Here is a 16,770-nt window from a genome sequence, read left to right as displayed (position 1 = left end):
TATTAATTAGATAATTTTTTGTTGATATTTTAAAATTAATTACCCCAAATTTACCTAAAACCTAAAACCTTTTAACACATTTTTATTGCTCAATTTGTTCAACTAAACGAATCACTCTAGGTTTACTTAAATCTTGTAAGGCAGGTTGTAAAAGTTCAATTTTATCTTGCATATTAACTAAAGTTTTCTGCATTTCACCAATATTATTTAACACTTGCACTACTTTTTCTAAACTAGATTGTAACTGATGAAGTTCGCCAATTTTGGCACTAGATTTTTCTAAGGAAATTACTTTTTCTTCTAGGCTTAATGCGGCTTTACTTAATTCATTACTAATAACTTGAGTTCGATCGTGTAAACTATTATCATTAGCCTGATTATTTTCCCTAACTAAATCCACTAATTCTTTAATATTAGTGATAATAGACTGATTTAAAGCATTTTGTTGTCCAAAACTATTGACAAAATTATCTCGATCGAGCAAAATAACCTGATTAATCTCTTTAATACTATCAATTAAAGTCGTTTCTTGTACTTTTATTTGTTGGAATTGTTCAATAAATTCTGATACTAAATTTTGAGCAGCTTCTTTAGCATAAATTTCCACTGGATTAATCAATTCTTGAGGAGTAGGTAAAGCATCTTTTATCGGTTGAATTAATTCCTCTTTTGAAGGTAATTTATTATTAATAGCATTGGTAACTGTTTGAATTAAAGTATCACTATTTAAGATAGATTTTTCCTGTTCATTATTCTCTTTTAAACGAGGTAAAATATGATCATTAATGTAAATTTCCGTTGCTAATAATAATTCTGATTCCATCTTTTCTATCAAAACTAAAGGAATCATTACAACCACACTGAGAAGAAGCGCTAATAAAGTGGTATCAAAAGCCACTGCCAAGCCACTGGTGACAGTGCCGATACCCTCTTTTATTTGGTCAATTTCGGCAGTATTATCAAGAAAACCCGAAAAACCATTAACAGCGCTACTAATACCCAATACAGTACCAATAAACCCTAATAAGGGAATCGCCCACACTAAAATTCTGGGTAAAGCATAGGAAGATTCGGAAGCACTGAGATAAAATGAGCTATCATCTAAGGCTAATTCTGTGACTATTTTACGACTACCTGAGAGAATATAAGCATTTAAGATACGACTTAATCGACTGGTAATCATGGTTGGGGTACGAGCAAAATCTTCTTGTAAATTAGCTAATTGTAAAGATTTATGATCATCAAAAATAAGATTTTCAGGTAATCCCATTTTTTTTAAAATTTTCGTTTCTTTAGTAATTGTTAAAAATTTATTAATGGTAATTACTATGACTAAAGATGCAAAAAAAACTGTTACATATTGAGTCAAACCTCTTTCAAATAATAATATACCTATATAGGTTTCTTTGAAGGGTAAAAACAAAACATAAATTAGAATTGTTAATACTAATGCACCAATAAAAACCGTAATAAAGTTGATGTCTAATTCTTGGCGACTATGCACTTTTATTTGAGCCATGATGTGTCTATTTTACAAATTAAAATTATAGTTTATACTAACATTGACTTGTTATACAAGTATATCCCAATAAATAAAATATTTGATAATTTATTATGGATAAATAACAGCATTTTTCAAATGATTGATAATTATTTGATTTTACCTAAATATTTAATAATTGTTAAAATTCGATCGAAATTAATTAAAATTTATAAAATTAAATTATAAGGATTTTTATTCAAAAATTCGACACTTTTGACCTTATTTTTAATAATATCTCTATATTTTTTTATATTATGCAAAGCATCAAAACCTTGATTTTTCATTCTTTAACCTAATACCTAACACCCTTTCCGATACCTATCCTCATCAAAAGACTATGAGGCAATCCCTAATTATTTTGTTACCAAAACTCCTTCGGTGATAACGACTGACTCTCCCCTGACTTTGATTTGAGTAATTTGATGATCTTGTTTAGAGGCACTGGCTATAATTTTACTAGGGCGATTAATTTCTAAACCTTGCTCAATTAACCATTGCCAATTACCATCTTTTTCAGGTTGATAAGTCGCTAAATAACCGGCAAAAGCAGTAGCCGCCGAACCTGTTGCTGGGTCTTCTGATATATTTAAACTAGGGGCAAACATTCTCACTTGCCATTGAAATTCCTCTACTTGATAACAAGGATAAATATGAGGAGCGATATGATTAGATAAGGTTTTTTGCCAATGGATTAAGTTAAGTTGTGCTTTTTTCAAGGCGGATAAACTATTAAGAGGAATAATGAGAAAGGGTAAACCGCAGGAAACTCCTTGAGGTGTATATTTATCGCTTAAATCCGCTTCTGATAAGGATAAAACCTCAGCTAAAGCTAATTTTGAGGGAATATCAGGGTAAAATTCAGGAGGATTAGGGGCACTTAATTCTGTGGCGAGAGCTTCGTTATATTGACTATAAATAGTAACAGGAACATTACCAACTCCTTCATGTAAAATAATTTCGGTGGTATCATCGGTTAAGTGTACCATACCCAAATATGCTAACAGAAAGGCTGTGCCAATGGTAGGATGTCCTGCAAAGGGAATTTCACCTGCTGGAGTAAAGATTCTTAAGTCAAAGTTGGCTTGAGGGTTGCTAGGAGGAAAAACAAATACTGTCTCGGAGAAGTTAAATTCCCTTGCAATTTTTCTCATAGTTTTGGAAGATAACCCTTCACTGTGGGGAAATACAGCTAATTGATTGCCTGTAAAGGGTTTATCGGTGAAAACGTCAAGGGTATAAAATTTCATTATAGGTTCGATCGAATTAGAGAAAATTTAAGATTAATAAAAATGTCATTAAGATAATCTAAAGTCTTTATCATTATAAAACTTTTTCAACAACCCCTAATTATTGAGGTTTTTCCGTTAAATCTACCACTACCCAGTCTAAAAAATCAATAGGTGCAGTAAACTCAATTTGTGCCTCTGGGGCTGGACTTTTGTTAAGATCGATCGAAGTTACCTTACCAATGGGAATATCAGGGGGAAAAATACTGCTTATATTAGAAGTTGTCACCACATCTCCCACTTTCACATCCGCAACTTTAGCGTAAAACTCCATTAAACCAACGGGAGTGCCTTGCCCTTTAATAAAACCTTGATAGCCCTTTCTGACAACCGTTGCACCCACACGACTGTTATAATCGCTAATCAATAAAACTCTGCTAGTATTTGCAGTTACATTAATAACTTTTCCTACCAATCCCCCGACACTCATCACCACATGATTAGGTTTAATACCTTTATTATTACCCACATCGATCGTCACAATTTGCCACCAAGCATCTGCACTTCTACCGATAACCCTCGCCGGAATCAAAGAATCAGAAGACTTTTCCTGATACTGAATAATTTTTTTGAGATTTTGATTTTGGGTTTCTAAAGCTACAATTTTATTACTCAATTCCTCAATGGTACGTTGTTCATATAATGCCTGTCGATCGATTTGAGGGTACAATAACCAAGAAGGAGAAAGACGATATAACATCTCAGAAATTAATGTACCCTGAGTATAATAAACTAACCACGCCATAAAGATACTAATTAGCCCGAAGACTAATTGACTGCCATATTTTTGCCACCAACGATAAATTAATTTCAAAGCCTCAATAAATAGTGAATAGTGGATATTGGATAATAGACTTCTCCAAAAAAGATTTTGAATTAGTTCTTAAGTACTTGTGCAAAATTAATTTTGCTTACTCACTTAGCCTACCTAAGAAGAAGAATCGAACTCACTTTAGTAGAGTTAAGCTATTAGCAATGAAATTTAATTCTACCCCGACTTTGAAAAAACCGTGCTTTTCAAAGAGCTTTTAACTGTTAACTAATAGTTTATTATAGTTGTTTATACCTACTCACGGGATAAAGGTTGACATTTTTTTTAAAATATGTTAGCTTTTAATGAAGTCGATAACCAAGACTGTTAAAACTATTTAATTTAAAGATTAAATTAAATAAAAAATTAGTTATTATTCAAGATTAATCAATTAATTAGAATAATAAAAGTAGGGTGGGTTACACCCGAATCAACGCTTGTGGACAGTATCAAGCCGACTTGACTGGTAGAAGCAAGAAGTAAACGTCATAGGTAACTATGAGTAAGTTTTATATAACAGCTTCTAACACCTTTTTTAAGCCTTAATTTTCAGAAATAAGGGGGGGAGGTTGTTCAATATTCGGACTTCCTCCATTTTTGTCGTCATCCTTTGGTTTACGAGGTGTTTTGTCTCCTTCTAAGATATTTTGTTCAAAACTCTTGATGACAATATAAAGGTTAGGTACAAATAATAAACTGAGAATTGTGGAAATAATCATCCCACCGAATACAGATGTACCTAGTGACCAACGGCTAATACTTCCAGCACCAGTAGCAACTAATAAGGGTAAAAAGCCAAATAGGGTGGAGATAGTTGTCATCAAAATCGGACGAAAACGCTCTGTAGCTGCATAAATGGCGGCTTCGGTGATATTCATGCCGAGGGTACGCGCTTGGTTGGCAAATTCCACAATCAGAATGGCGTTTTTACTGGACATCCCAATGAGCATTACTAACCCTACTTGTACATAAATATTATTGTCGAGAATGGGCCAAATACTCTCTGTGCCTTGGAATTGAACCCTTAACCAGATGCCTCCTAATGCTCCTAAAATCGATAGGGGTACAGTTAACATGATGATGGTAGGATCGATATAGCTTTCGTACTGGGAGGCTAATACTAAGAATACCATCACAAAACCTAACCCGAATACGATCGGAGCCGCCCCTCCTGCGGTTTTTTCTTCGGCGGCGGTGTTTGTCCATTCAAAACCAAAGCCGGGTTGTAGGGTTGCACTTGCTACTTCTTCCATGATTTGGATAATTTGTCCTGAGCTATAGCCTTGGGCTGGAGATACGTTAACTTTGATGGCAGGGTAAACGTTATAGTTGGTAACGATGGGTGGATAAGTACTTTCTTCGAGGGTTAATATATCACTCATTTGCACCATTGCACCGTTACGACTACGAACATAAATTTTATTAATATCGTCGGGATTCGATCGAAAATCACTGTCAGCTTGAGCGAAAACTCGATATAAACGCCCGTCTAAGACAAACTGATTCACAAAGTTTCCGCCGAGATAGGTTTGCAAGTTAGATAAAACTACGTTAATGTCCACATCCATCGCTTTCACTTTCTCTCGATCGATATTAGCTTGTAAGATAGGAGAATTAAAGGTAAAAGTCGTAAAAGCCCCTGCAATTTCAGGACGTTGATTAGCGGCGGCAATTACCCGTTGAGTATTATCAATTAAAGCATCCATCCCTGATAACTGACGATCTTGAACATAAAGCTCTAAACCACTAAAGTTACTTAAACCATCCACAGGAGGAGCATTAACGGCAAAAACCCTCGCATTGTCAATTTTTTGACGTAAAATCGGGTTTAAACGGCGTATAACCCCAAATACGGAATGATTAGCCCCTTCTCTCTCCGCCCAATTCTTTAATTTAACAAAGAATAAACCTTGATTACTGTTGATACCATCGAAGGAAAATCCCGTCAACGCCATAGCATGATCAACCTCTTCAAACTCCATGATTTCTGCCATGATTTTACTGTTAATCTCTTGAGTATAGTTGAGAGATACACCGGGTTGTGCCGTAGCAATCACAAAGAAATATCCTTGATCTTCTTCAGGAACGAATCCTTGTGGTATGGTTTGATACATCCATCCCGTGAGAATTAAACCACTGATAAAAAGAATCATAATCAAGGTTTTGAGCTTCGTTAAAAAAGTAATTACATTGCGGTATCCTGCTTTAAAAGCATCGAAGAAACGATTAAATAGTTCAAAAAATACCCCTAAAGGACCTTTTGTTTTTTTAGGGGCGGTTAACAATATCCCTGACATGGTAGGAGAGAAAGTTAAAGCGTTGAAAGTAGAAAAGACAACGGCGGCGGCGATCGTCAAAGCAAACTGTTTATAAACAATGCCCGTTGTGCCGGGGAAGAAAGAAACGGGAATAAATACCGCCATTAATACCACAGATGTGGCAATAACTGCTCCAAATAATTCATCCATAGAGTCAAAAGCCGCTTGAAGGGGGCGCATTCTTTGGGCTAATTTATTGGATACAGATTCTACAATTACAATACCATCGTCCACTACTAAACCTGTCGCCAATACACAAGCGAATAAGGTTAACTGATTGAGGGTAAAACCAAGGGCTTTGAGGGCAATCATCGAACCAATTAAGGCTACAGGAATGGCAACGGAAGGAATAATAGTTGTTCGCCAATCTTGTAAAAATACGAAAATAACTAATACTACCAGTGCGATCGCTTGTAATAAGGTAATAACTAAATCTTTCAGAGCGGCATCAATAAATTCAGTATTATCTAAAACAATTACATCTTTATATCCGGGGGGGAAGGATTTTCTTAGTTCTTCCATTTTGGCTTTAACCGCATTGGCAGTATCAAGGGCGTTACTACCGGGTAACTGATAAATAATTAGAGCAACGGCAGGAGTATCTCCATCAAGGCTAATTAAAGTAATATAATTTTCAACCCCTAATTCTGCTCTCCCAATATCCCCAATTCTGATCAAAGTACCATTATCTCCCACCTTCACCACAATATTTTCGGCTTCTTCTTCGTTAACAAAACGTCCTTGTACTTTTAAAGGAATTTCAAATTGTTGGTCATCGGGATTCGGTAGTCTTCCTATCCCCCCTGTACCAATATCAAAGTTCTGCTCTTGAATTGCTGACACCACATCTGTAGCGGTTAAACCTCGTGCAGCTAGTTTGTTAGGATCAACCCAAATGCGCATCGCATAGGTAGATGAACCTAGGGCGTTTAAATTTCCTACCCCTTCAATTCTGTTTAATTCATTCCACAAATATCGATCGAGATAGTTAAATAAAAATACTGGATCATATAAATATTTACCATCTTCCCCTTTTTCTGAATAAAAACCGTAAGCAAGAGTAACACTGGGAGAGGCTTGTTGTGTGGTAATACCAGACTGGTTAACGATGGGGGGTAAACTAGATTGAGCCTGAGCTACTCGGTTTTGTACTAATACTTGAGCAGTGTTACTGTCAATTTCTACGGGAAAACTAACGTTAATGTTGCTTTGCCCAGTATTAGCAGTATTGGAGCTAATCCAACGAATGTCAGCAGTACCGTTAATTTCTCTTTCTAACACGCTAGTAACATTATCAACAGTAGTTTTGGCATCTGCCCCCACATAGTTAGCGCTAACGGATATTTGTTTTGGGGCAATTTGCGGTAATTTATCTAAGGGTAACAGTGCCATACAGATTACCCCAATCAGGATAATTACGATCGTGCAAACCGTTGTTAATACGGGACGTTTAATAAATTCAGAAGAAAGAGACATGACGAATAAATAAAGACGATGAAAATAATGATACTGATAAAATCCAAAATAAACCAAGATTAGCTTAAATTAGACTAATAAGTTAAAAATCTTAATCAGATTCGATAGATTCGATCGAGTTTATACTTAAGACTAACCATAAAGTGACGATTACCAAATCAAGAAAAAAAATATAATTTCTAAAAATTACTTAACCATTTTTGTAAATCATCCATAGAAGTCATATCAAATAAATCCTCTGCTAATAATTCGACATCCTCAATATTTAGGGCTTTTATCCGTGTTTGTAAATCATCCTCAATTGTCCCTAATTTCCGAACTAATTGACGAATGATTAAGTCTTTATCCTTGTCAATTCTTTCTTGTAACTGTTGTAATCCTTGTTGTAAGCCTTTTTCCATACCGATTTTTTCTTTTTCGGCTAATCTTTCTAAATAAACTGGTGATAATTTCATAATTAATTTTCTATCCTCTGGTTGTAAAATGTTTCCTTCTTTTTGGTTCAATTCTAACACCGTGAATAAATTAAATACTAACTCAATTACGTTATCTCGATGAGGATAATTAGCAGGTAAGTTTTTTAACTCCTCAATGGCTTTTTCCTGTACACTCCCTCTACCTAGCATTCTTAACCATAAAGTTTCTTGATTCACCGGCAGTTGATGAATTATCACTACTGCTGTGTGTAAAGCTGGAGGTAAAAAATATATTCCTTCAGAATAAATATTTAAGTTTAATTTTCCTGAAAATTCCTCTAATTTTTTTTGAGATAAAGTTGGTGTTAAAATCCATAAAAAAGGTATGGAGTCAGATAATATTTTCTCTTTATTTTTACGTTTCTCCCTTCTTTGTAAATTTTGAATATCAAATAATTTAGCAATACATTCTTGAATTTGATAAGTTTCCACAGGATTGCGAAAAACCTCAAATAAACAAGTATTTTGAGCTAATTTACCTAATAATCCTAATGTATCAGGAGAAGTTGGCACTGGTTTTTGTGGAATAAAAAAAATGTCTATTTCTCTCATTTCACTGTTTAATGTTTCTCCAGCATTGGCGATACCATATTCATTTATTAATTCAGGAATATATTCTTTCACAAATTGGTCATGAGGAAATTGTGTCATTTTTGATTAACTTTAAGTACTAAATTTTTGTAATAACCAAGCCCCGACTTGACTATGATTAGAAACTCTTGTTTTTTGTAGTGCTTCCTCTAGGATGGACAGTTCAAGATTTAATAATACCTGAGATTGATTTATTTTTTTACTACCACCATCGTTAATGGCAAAAGCAATTATTTTCTGACTTTGTACATCCACAATCCAATATTCTTGAGTGCCAAAATTTTCATATAAAAGCCGTTTGATGCCTAAATCATCCCCTAGAGAATTGTTTGCTATTTCAATCACGAGATTAGGAGGAGGATAGATGTCTAAATCGACAATTCCAGTGCCATAGGGTACAACATCAACATTTTCCCCAATATAATAGGATAAATCAGGTTGTGCCGATCGAACCCCTGTTTTACGATAGGTACAATTATCTTGACAATTTAAGTTGATGCCTTTAAGCACACTATACAAATTAATTGCATTACTGATGATAGAATGATCCCTAGAATGTTCAAGTCCTAATGGTGACATTTCGATTTTAATTTTTCCTTGATGATAATAAATTTTAGCTTTGTTATAATCGGGATTATTTTCAGCCCCTTGGTATTCATCCCAAGTAGCATTTACCCAAGTATCACAATCTATTTTAGAAAGAAGTTGAGTCATAATAAACAATGGAAATTCATAATAAAAGAATTAATATTTAAAATTATAGTAATAATTTAGTTTAATGAAAAATAATGAGTTTTGATAATGTTTGTAAATTTTTAGCCCAACAATATCCTCAAGTTTTTGTAAAATGGTTACTTGATAGTGAAGAAACATCAATTCGAGTCTTAAAAACTGAGTTAAATGTTAATCCTATCCACGCAGATTCTGTGTTATTTTTAAGGGTAGGAAAACGGATTTTACATCTGGAATTTCAAACCGAACCAAAATCTAAACCTCCTTTACCTTTAAGGATGTTAGATTATTATGTTAGATTAAAAAGAAAGTATAATTATCCCATTACACAGGTGATTATTTTTTTACAAAAAAGTAATTCAGAGTTTGTTTTTAAAAAACAATATCAGGATGAAAACACCATTCATAAATATAGAATTATTCGTCTATGGGAAGAAGAAGCAACATCTTTTTTATCTGAACCTATTTTATATCCCTTTGCGGTGTTGGCAAAAACTGAATCTCCTCAAAACATCTTAGAGGAAGTTGCCACAAAAGTTAACGACATTGAGGAAAAGGAATTACAATCAGATTTAATGACGAGCATCAGTATTTTAGCAGGATTAAAATTAGATAAAAACTTCATTCAATCATTATTAAAGGAGGAAATTATGCGCAGTTCTGTTATTTACCAAGAGATCAAAAAACAAGGTAAAATTGAGGGGAAAATTGAAGGGAAAATTGAAGGGAAAGTAGAAGAAGCCTTAAACTTAATTATCAAAATTATTAATCAACATCTAGGAAAAATAGAACCAGATTTAACGGGTAAAATTCAGAGTTTATCTTTAGAAAAAATGGAAGAATTAACCCTTGCTCTTTTTGATTTTGATTGTTTAGAAGATTTAGAGTTATGGTTAGAATATAATACTTAAAAATATTCGATCGCCAAAGGCGGCACTGCGCGATCGAACCCTTAATTTCTAAGTATTTTCTCCTCCTTTTCCCCCTGTAATCTTCATTAAAAAACTTCTTCAGCAACTCCTAGTTTTATGAAACCATTAGCAAAATTAATTGGACAACCCCTTGCAGTAGAATTATTGGAAAGGGCGATCGAAATCAATCGTATTGCACCAGCTTACTTATTTGTTGGGGCGCAAGGAGTGGGTAAAGCCTTTGGGGCGAAGTGTTTTACGGAAATGTTGATGATTTCTCCCACAGAAAATTATGCTTCTGCTTGTAAAAAGTTATACGAAGGAAATCATCCTGATTTTTTATGGGTAGAACCAACTTACAACGATAAAGGAACGTTTCTAACCGCTAAAGAAGCCACAGAAAAAGGCTTAAAACGAAAAACTGCTCCGAAAATTAGAATTGAACAAATTAGGGAAATTAGTCAATTTTTAGCCCGTCCGCCTTTAAAGTGCGATCGATCTGTAGTAGTCATTGAATCAGCGGAATTAATGGCAGAATCCGCAGGAAATGCGTTACTAAAAACCCTAGAAGAACCGGGACAAGCTACAATTATTTTGATAGCGCCTAGTGTGGATTCTATTTTGTCAACCCTCGTTTCTCGTTGTCAAATTATCCCCTTTTCTCGTTTGAGTGAAGAACATTTAAAATTAGTTTTGTATCGTCAAGATGCCGCTCAAGTTTTAGATTATCCTCAATTAATGAAAATGTCTCAAGGATGCCCTGGAAAAGCGATCGCCGACTGGCAAAAACTTAGGGAAATTCCCTCAGAATTGCTCTCAAGATTGACTAAATTGCCAAATAATGTTATTGAGGGCTTAAATTTAGCAAAAGAAATAACCAAAGAATTAGAAGTAGAAACTCAAATTTGGTTAGCAGATTATTTACAATATTTATATTGGGATAAACACCGTAAAACTAATTTAATTGAAGGTTTAGAAAAAGTAAAAAAAACCCTAATGCGTTATGTACAACCTCGTTTAGTTTGGGATTGTTTTTTCTTGGATTGTCAAGATATATCTTAATACAACCTAATACCTAATACCTAACACCTCTCTAATTGTTTTCCAGTAAAGATTTAAACTCTTTTCTTAACCATTGAACATTCGCTACTCTAGCAACAATCAAATTTTCTTGAGTAGAATTATCAAAAGTGTTTTTCCATTGGTTGATGGTTTCTTCCTGATGTAGCCAAAAATCTACAATGGTTTCTACAACTTGATCCCAATTCCAATCAGGTTTTTCGAGGATCATTTCTGTAGATTGAATAAAACTATCTAAAGTACATTGATAACTACCAAGATAGGCTTTACTACGGTTAGGATTTTGTTCTAGTTTTTGCTGATAATAGAAAAAATCTAAAACAGGGGTGACTCCCACAATATCAAAGGAATAGGACATAATTAATTATCTTCTCCTCAATGTTAAACGACAAAAGTTATCAAAAATTTTGATACGAATAATTATATCAAGTTAACAAAATTACTTATCAAAAAAGTTTGTAGTGATGGCTTTAGCCATTAATCAATAACTTACAATGTATTATGTCTAAACCTTAAATTTTAATAGTCTTCTGGGTTATTCAGCAAACCCTAATTAATAAATCAGTAAAACAGATCGATCGAAATAGGATATATTAATAGATTGAGGATAAAATTAGTAGATCAAGGTAAAGCATAGTTATGGTTTTAAACACAAAAAGACTAAAAAACATTCCTTGCATTACAGTCTCTATAATCATCATTAAGGATAATCAATCAGCATAATTCACGATCATCGGTAAATATTCTTCCGTCAAGACTTTGAAACACCATCTTAAAAAAACGATTATTATTCATAGCAACAACCTCGTTTTTCTCCCTCAAAGTCATCATTATCTGAATTTGAATCTATCTTTATTTGTGTCTAAGACTACTAAATTTATTCTCAAGATAGTTTCTCTTAAATTTGAACATAACAATACTATGGCTAATGACTTAAATTTCTCTGGAAAGAATATTAGTCAAAAATATTAGAGAAACAAACCAACGTTATTATTTATAAATGAAAGGATATAGTCAATGGAGTTTTCAATCGCTACAATACTTTCTCACCTCAGTGTCGATAAACTTGTGCCGGGGAAAGTGTTAGAAAAAAAATTGGGTTGTGAAGAGTCTGAAGAACTCGAAAAACTACAAATTGCTCTCGATGTTTTAGAAAGGATTGGGGTAGTTACGAAAGAGTTTGGCAAATATCGCCGAGTGTTAGAAGAAGACGTGGTAGAAGCAAAATTACGATGTTCGAGTAAAGGTTTTTGCTTCGCTATTCAAGATGAGGAAGACGCAGACGATATTTATATTCGAGAAACTCATCTTAGTAATGCTTGGAATAGCGATCGAGTCTTAGTTAAAATCATTAAAGAGGGTACTCGTCGCCGTTCTCCCGAAGGTGAGGTAAAATTAATTGTAGAAAGGGCAAATCCTTCGGTTTTGGCGAGGGTAGTGGAAGATAAAGGGGATTATAGCGCTGTACCCCTCGACGATCGACTTTTGTTTGAATTAAGTCTGAAACAAAATGGGCAACCCTTAGAAGAAGCCGTTAATCACCTCGTTCATGTTAACGTTTTACGGTATCCCATCGGACAAAATCCCCCTGTAGGCAAAGTAATTCGAGTATTAGGTAGTGATGCAGAAACCGCCGCTGATACGGATATTGTTTCTTCTAAGCATGATTTACCCCAAGAATTTTCGGAGAGAGTTTTACAACAGGCACAAAGTTTAACCCCTAATATCACCGAAGCTGATTTAGAAAACCGTACAGATTTTCGGGATTTGTTAACCATTACCATCGAACAAGAAATCTCTAAGGAATTAGACTTGTTAATTGAAAATGCCCTTACTCTCGAAAAAACTGAAGATAATCATTGGCGTTTAGGGGTTCACATTGCGGATGTCGCTCATTATATTGAGTCTGACACTCATCTCGATCGAGAGGCAAGAAAAAGAGGTACAAGTGTTCACTTAGGGGATAAAGTGATTGATTTATTACCCAAATCAGTACAAAAATGTTGCTCTTTAGTCACTGGAGAAGATAGACTCTCCATTTCTGTGTTACTCACCCTCGATGATAAAGGGCAAGTATTAGAATATAACATCACTCCTTCGGTGATTCGAGTCGATCATCTGTTAACCTATAAAGAAGTACAAACCATGATCGGTTCAGGTACTACTAAGCCCGAATTATCGGATACACTACCATTTCTCAATCATCTATTCTTTGAAATTAGCCCTCTGGTTAAAGCTCAAAGGCTACAAAGAGGCGGTTTTGACATCACTTTAGATAAAATCACCTCTTACTTTAAGGATGAAGGCAGAATCGGTGCGATCGCATCCTATGCTACTTTACCTGTTTTATCCTTGATGACAGAATTAATGGTATTAGTGGGCAAAGTTGTCGCTGAACACCTAACAGAGTTACAGTTACCAGCTATTTATTGTACCCAAGCCAAACCAGATTGGGATGAGTTAGAAGACTTGTTAAAACTGGTGACAAACTTAAAACTCGATTTTCAACTGGAATCGGAGGAGGAATTACACCCCATTGATTACTACAATCTCATCCAAGAGTTTAGCAAATCAGACTATGAAAAAGTGTTACACTATCTTTTGTTAAATTCCCTCAAACCTGATAAATACTCTCATCACCCAGCCCCCCATTTTGGTTTAGCCTTACCTATTTATACCCATTGTGTCTCCCCCGGACAACGGTATATTGACTTACAAATACAACGAGTATTAAAAGCTCTTTTTGAACATGGGCGCGATCGACGTACTACTCGATCGAGTCAGGCTGTTGAATTAGGAAGTAATACTTGTCATGGTCAAATTAATTGGAATATCCTCCCTACCGCCATTCAAGCCTATCTGGAAACAGAATTACATTCCTTAATTACCCATCTCAACGAAAGAGAAAAAATTGCCCAAGACGCAGAAACAGACTTAGCAGGATTGAAAAAAGCCGAAAAAATGAAAGACTCCACTGGTAAAGTCTTTAGTGGCTTAATTACAGGGGTACAATCCTACGGTTTCTTTGTGCAAATTGAAGATACCTTAGTAGAAGGTTTAGTCCATGTTAGCTCTCTTAAGGATGATTGGTACGAATATCGATCGCGCCATACCTGTTTAGTGGGGAGAAAAAACCGTACCGCCTACCGCTTAGGGGATACCGTGGAAGTAGAAATTAAAAGCGTTGACTATTACCGCCAACAAATCGACTTAGTTACCGTGCGCGGCGGTAGTAGCGCCCTTGATGAAGATTTCGAGGATTAAATTTTCTCAAAAATTCGGGGGTTTTTAACCCCTCTTTTATCAATTTTTACCTCAGTTCGAGAAAAAAATCTTCTATATACCTGAGTTCGATATAAAATTTTAGGTGGTGTAAAGGTGTCAGGTGTCAGGTATCGGAAAGGGTTAAAGAATTGACAAAAAATATATCCTAATTGATTTTTTTATCTTCAATTCTTTGATCGAATTATATAATCTTCTGAAAATTACACCTGCAACCTGCAACCTGAAACCTGCCCTTATCAAACATTCTTGCATCGAACTGAGGTTGTTGTGGGTACTTAAATCCATAAATATTTATTGACTAAAGGCATTTTTACTATTGTAAATCAATTTGTGAATCTCAAGAAATCAAGAATAAAATTGAATTTTTGTGATATTTTTATTGAGATCGATCGAAGGTAGAATAACAGATAAACTAACTACAGTCTTAATCATCTTTTGCCATAAAATTAGTAAGCCGAGAAGTAATTATGCCGTCATCATCAATCTGGAAATATAAGCCTTGGTGGTGTCAACCTTGGTCAATTATACTAACAGGAATAGGAATTATCGCAGGAAGTTGGCTATTGTTTGAGCTAATGTGGTTAACCGCTTTATTTTTCACCTTAATCTGTGTTTGGTGGTTGCTTTTCCTCATCCTCATTCCCTATTTATACGGCAAACAAGAAACTATTAATACCACAACCCCCGAATAATCAAGAATAAAAATGGCATTATCGATTATTTAGCCGTCGATCGATCGAGCTTACGGAAAATGTCAAAAACTATTTTATTCTCATCATCAGAATTATTAAGGAAAAGGGCGAATTTGACTTTGATGAATCCAGCCACCACCGCATAAGGGTGTTTGATACCAACCATTTTGATCTTCTACATATACGGTAGTTACCAACTTTTTTGAGATACTGCAAAGTACTTTGCCATTAGGAGTTTGGCGTATATTGGAAGGTGGATCATAAATTAAAACTGTAGCTAAGTCTTCTTGTTGATTCTCAGTCAAAGTTTTGGCAGAACAAACAATACTAATCATATCACTGGTTGCTTTTGACTGTGGTGTATTTTCTCTACCTTTAGCCGTCCATTTACCCGTCTGACAATTTGCAGTGGAAGGCATCTTTTGTCCACCTAAATAGTAAGTAAAATTTACCTTTCCACTATTTGCACCAGTTTGTCTTTGAATACTTTGGGTATCCAACTTAATAATCGCCCCAGTGGAAGCCTTACCTAAATTTAACATTTCAGCCAGTGCGGGAGTGGAGATAAAAGCAGTACCTAACCCCAATACTAATGCCCAACCCTTTTTAATCATATAAATTCCTATCAAGTATTTAATAGACTTCGATCTCGATCGAATAGATTTTTAATTGACTCGTAGGTTTTAACCCTCATTATCCCTAAAATTGTCTAAGTTTTCTACTAATTAGTTGAAGTTCTCTTTTTTTGCAAAAAAACTATACTCTGACTCAGTATTTTTACTCAAAAAACTTCCCCAAGATTTTCCTTCGTAGTTCTTTTTTACTATTTCATTTCATAATCTAAATTTATACACTTTGACGTGCGGAATGTGGGTTCTAAAATTTTTTTGTGAATAATGTAAAGTTTTGTTGTCAACTTTGAAAATCTATGTTAAATTAGATTTAAGTTATTTGACACCAACGCAATTTTAATATATCGGAGACAAAAATCATGGACAACAAAGAAACTAAAGTCGGATTTACCGCATTTGCTGAAAACTGGAATGGACGTTTAGCAATGTTAGGTTTTGTAATCGGTATTGCTACCGAATTATTAACTGGAAAAGGTATTTTAGCCCAATTAGGCTTAATGTAATCTTTCTGTTAAAAGATAAATACAAGTGGTTAATTTAATTTAACCTGATAAAGAAGGGGGATAAAACCCCCTTACTCTTTTATTCTACTGAACCACATGGTATTCTAATAATCTTCAATGTCAAAAATAGTCTAAAATTTTTAATCGCCCATCTATTTGTTCTACCGCTGACTCTACCGCTTCAGAATCAATCGAACAAATTTGTTCTTCCCGATAATAGTAGTAATTGATGATAAGTACTAATGCAAAATAGATTGTGAATTTTTAAATTAATTAAAATAACTGACAATCTTTGTTGTCTTTTGCCTCTTGCATGAGTGCTTTTCATAAAGTAAACATACAATTAATTTTGCCTACTTACAGTAAAAATTTTAGTCCTCAAAGCCTGTGGCATAACGATAATGGGGGAATATCTTGAACAAATTTTTCTAAAA

At 34.5% G+C, this 16,770-nt stretch carries 13 protein-coding genes; 5 read left to right on the top strand and 8 right to left on the bottom strand.

Translation table 11 applies throughout. From position 1 onward, the window contains the following. Positions 1 to 82 precede the first annotated feature (82 nt). The 6 genes from SYN6308_RS07715 to SYN6308_RS07680 all read right to left on the bottom strand — a co-directional run bounded on the left by SYN6308_RS07715 (position 83) and on the right by SYN6308_RS07680 (position 9,215). A complete protein-coding gene (locus SYN6308_RS07715) occupies positions 83 to 1,519 on the bottom strand; it encodes a MotA/TolQ/ExbB proton channel family protein (protein WP_017293866.1) in 1,437 nt (478 codons plus the stop codon). A 377-nt stretch (positions 1,520 to 1,896) separates the two neighbouring features. After that, positions 1,897 to 2,790, bottom strand: a complete 894-nt coding sequence (locus SYN6308_RS07700; protein WP_017293863.1) for a PhzF family phenazine biosynthesis protein — start codon at positions 2,788 to 2,790, stop codon at positions 1,897 to 1,899. 100 nt (positions 2,791 to 2,890) lie between these two features. Next, on the bottom strand, positions 2,891 to 3,643 hold the full coding sequence (mreC, locus tag SYN6308_RS07695; protein WP_017293862.1) for a rod shape-determining protein MreC: 753 nt from the start codon (positions 3,641 to 3,643) through the stop codon (positions 2,891 to 2,893). Between the two features lie 539 nt (positions 3,644 to 4,182). Continuing rightward, complete coding sequence (locus tag SYN6308_RS22070) at positions 4,183 to 7,434, bottom strand: efflux RND transporter permease subunit (protein ID WP_040466832.1); 3,252 nt, start codon at positions 7,432 to 7,434, stop codon at positions 4,183 to 4,185. A 179-nt stretch (positions 7,435 to 7,613) separates the two neighbouring features. Next, entirely contained in the window at positions 7,614 to 8,561 is a 948-nt protein-coding gene (locus tag SYN6308_RS07685) for a DUF4351 domain-containing protein (protein WP_017293860.1), read from the bottom strand. 12 nt (positions 8,562 to 8,573) lie between these two features. Next, the gene (locus SYN6308_RS07680; RefSeq protein WP_017293859.1) at positions 8,574 to 9,215 is read right to left on the bottom strand and encodes a Uma2 family endonuclease; all 642 of its coding nucleotides are present in this window, start codon (positions 9,213 to 9,215) and stop codon (positions 8,574 to 8,576) included. 74 nt (positions 9,216 to 9,289) lie between these two features. On the opposite strand from SYN6308_RS07680, the gene SYN6308_RS07675 reads away from it, so the two are divergent. Both SYN6308_RS07675 and SYN6308_RS07670 read left to right on the top strand, forming a co-directional pair. After that, complete coding sequence (locus SYN6308_RS07675; RefSeq protein WP_017293858.1) at positions 9,290 to 10,144, top strand: DUF4351 domain-containing protein; 855 nt, start codon at positions 9,290 to 9,292, stop codon at positions 10,142 to 10,144. A 117-nt stretch (positions 10,145 to 10,261) separates the two neighbouring features. Further along, on the top strand, positions 10,262 to 11,206 hold the full coding sequence (locus SYN6308_RS07670; protein ID WP_017293857.1) for a DNA polymerase III subunit delta': 945 nt from the start codon (positions 10,262 to 10,264) through the stop codon (positions 11,204 to 11,206). Between the two features lie 31 nt (positions 11,207 to 11,237). On the opposite strand, the gene SYN6308_RS07665 is transcribed toward SYN6308_RS07670, so the two are convergent. Continuing rightward, a complete protein-coding gene (locus tag SYN6308_RS07665) occupies positions 11,238 to 11,582 on the bottom strand; it encodes a hypothetical protein (protein ID WP_017293856.1) in 345 nt (114 codons plus the stop codon). Positions 11,583 to 12,241: 659 nt separating this feature from the next. Here SYN6308_RS07665 and SYN6308_RS07660 point away from each other — a divergent pair. Both SYN6308_RS07660 and SYN6308_RS23820 read left to right on the top strand, forming a co-directional pair. Beyond that, positions 12,242 to 14,488: a ribonuclease R family protein gene (locus SYN6308_RS07660; protein WP_017293855.1), complete on the top strand. Its 2,247-nt coding sequence runs from the start codon at positions 12,242 to 12,244 to the stop codon at positions 14,486 to 14,488. Between the two features lie 488 nt (positions 14,489 to 14,976). Continuing rightward, a complete protein-coding gene (locus SYN6308_RS23820) occupies positions 14,977 to 15,201 on the top strand; it encodes a DUF6737 family protein (protein ID WP_071590980.1) in 225 nt (74 codons plus the stop codon). A gap of 95 nt (positions 15,202 to 15,296) precedes the next feature. Here the strand turns inward: SYN6308_RS23820 and SYN6308_RS07650 are convergent, their stop codons facing one another. Then, a complete protein-coding gene (locus SYN6308_RS07650; RefSeq protein ID WP_017293853.1) occupies positions 15,297 to 15,815 on the bottom strand; it encodes a hypothetical protein in 519 nt (172 codons plus the stop codon). A 377-nt stretch (positions 15,816 to 16,192) separates the two neighbouring features. On the opposite strand from SYN6308_RS07650, the gene SYN6308_RS07645 reads away from it, so the two are divergent. Further along, the gene (locus SYN6308_RS07645) at positions 16,193 to 16,336 is read left to right on the top strand and encodes a high light inducible protein (RefSeq protein ID WP_017293852.1); all 144 of its coding nucleotides are present in this window, start codon (positions 16,193 to 16,195) and stop codon (positions 16,334 to 16,336) included. The last annotated feature ends 434 nt before the right edge of the window (positions 16,337 to 16,770 follow it).

It is taken from the genome of Geminocystis herdmanii PCC 6308 (genome assembly GCF_000332235.1).
Classification (GTDB): Bacteria; Cyanobacteriota; Cyanobacteriia; order Cyanobacteriales; family Cyanobacteriaceae; genus Geminocystis; species Geminocystis herdmanii.
The sequence above is the reverse complement of the archived record's forward strand: the minus strand, read 5'-3'. Positions and strand labels throughout refer to the sequence as shown.

Coding starts and splice junctions, on each gene's coding strand:
- SYN6308_RS07715 (WP_017293866.1), bottom strand. CDS start 1,519: ATGGCTCAAATAAAAGTGCATAGTCGCCAAGAATTAGACATCAACTTT.
- SYN6308_RS07700 (WP_017293863.1), bottom strand. CDS start 2,790: ATGAAATTTTATACCCTTGACGTTTTCACCGATAAACCCTTTACAGGC.
- SYN6308_RS22070 (WP_040466832.1), bottom strand. CDS start 7,434: ATGTCTCTTTCTTCTGAATTTATTAAACGTCCCGTATTAACAACGGTT.
- SYN6308_RS07685 (WP_017293860.1), bottom strand. CDS start 8,561: ATGACACAATTTCCTCATGACCAATTTGTGAAAGAATATATTCCTGAA.
- SYN6308_RS07680 (WP_017293859.1), bottom strand. CDS start 9,215: ATGACTCAACTTCTTTCTAAAATAGATTGTGATACTTGGGTAAATGCT.
- SYN6308_RS07675 (WP_017293858.1), top strand. CDS start 9,290: ATGAGTTTTGATAATGTTTGTAAATTTTTAGCCCAACAATATCCTCAA.
- SYN6308_RS07670 (WP_017293857.1), top strand. CDS start 10,262: ATGAAACCATTAGCAAAATTAATTGGACAACCCCTTGCAGTAGAATTA.
- SYN6308_RS07665 (WP_017293856.1), bottom strand. CDS start 11,582: ATGTCCTATTCCTTTGATATTGTGGGAGTCACCCCTGTTTTAGATTTT.
- SYN6308_RS07660 (WP_017293855.1), top strand. CDS start 12,242: ATGGAGTTTTCAATCGCTACAATACTTTCTCACCTCAGTGTCGATAAA.
- SYN6308_RS23820 (WP_071590980.1), top strand. CDS start 14,977: ATGCCGTCATCATCAATCTGGAAATATAAGCCTTGGTGGTGTCAACCT.
- SYN6308_RS07650 (WP_017293853.1), bottom strand. CDS start 15,815: ATGATTAAAAAGGGTTGGGCATTAGTATTGGGGTTAGGTACTGCTTTT.
- SYN6308_RS07645 (WP_017293852.1), top strand. CDS start 16,193: ATGGACAACAAAGAAACTAAAGTCGGATTTACCGCATTTGCTGAAAAC.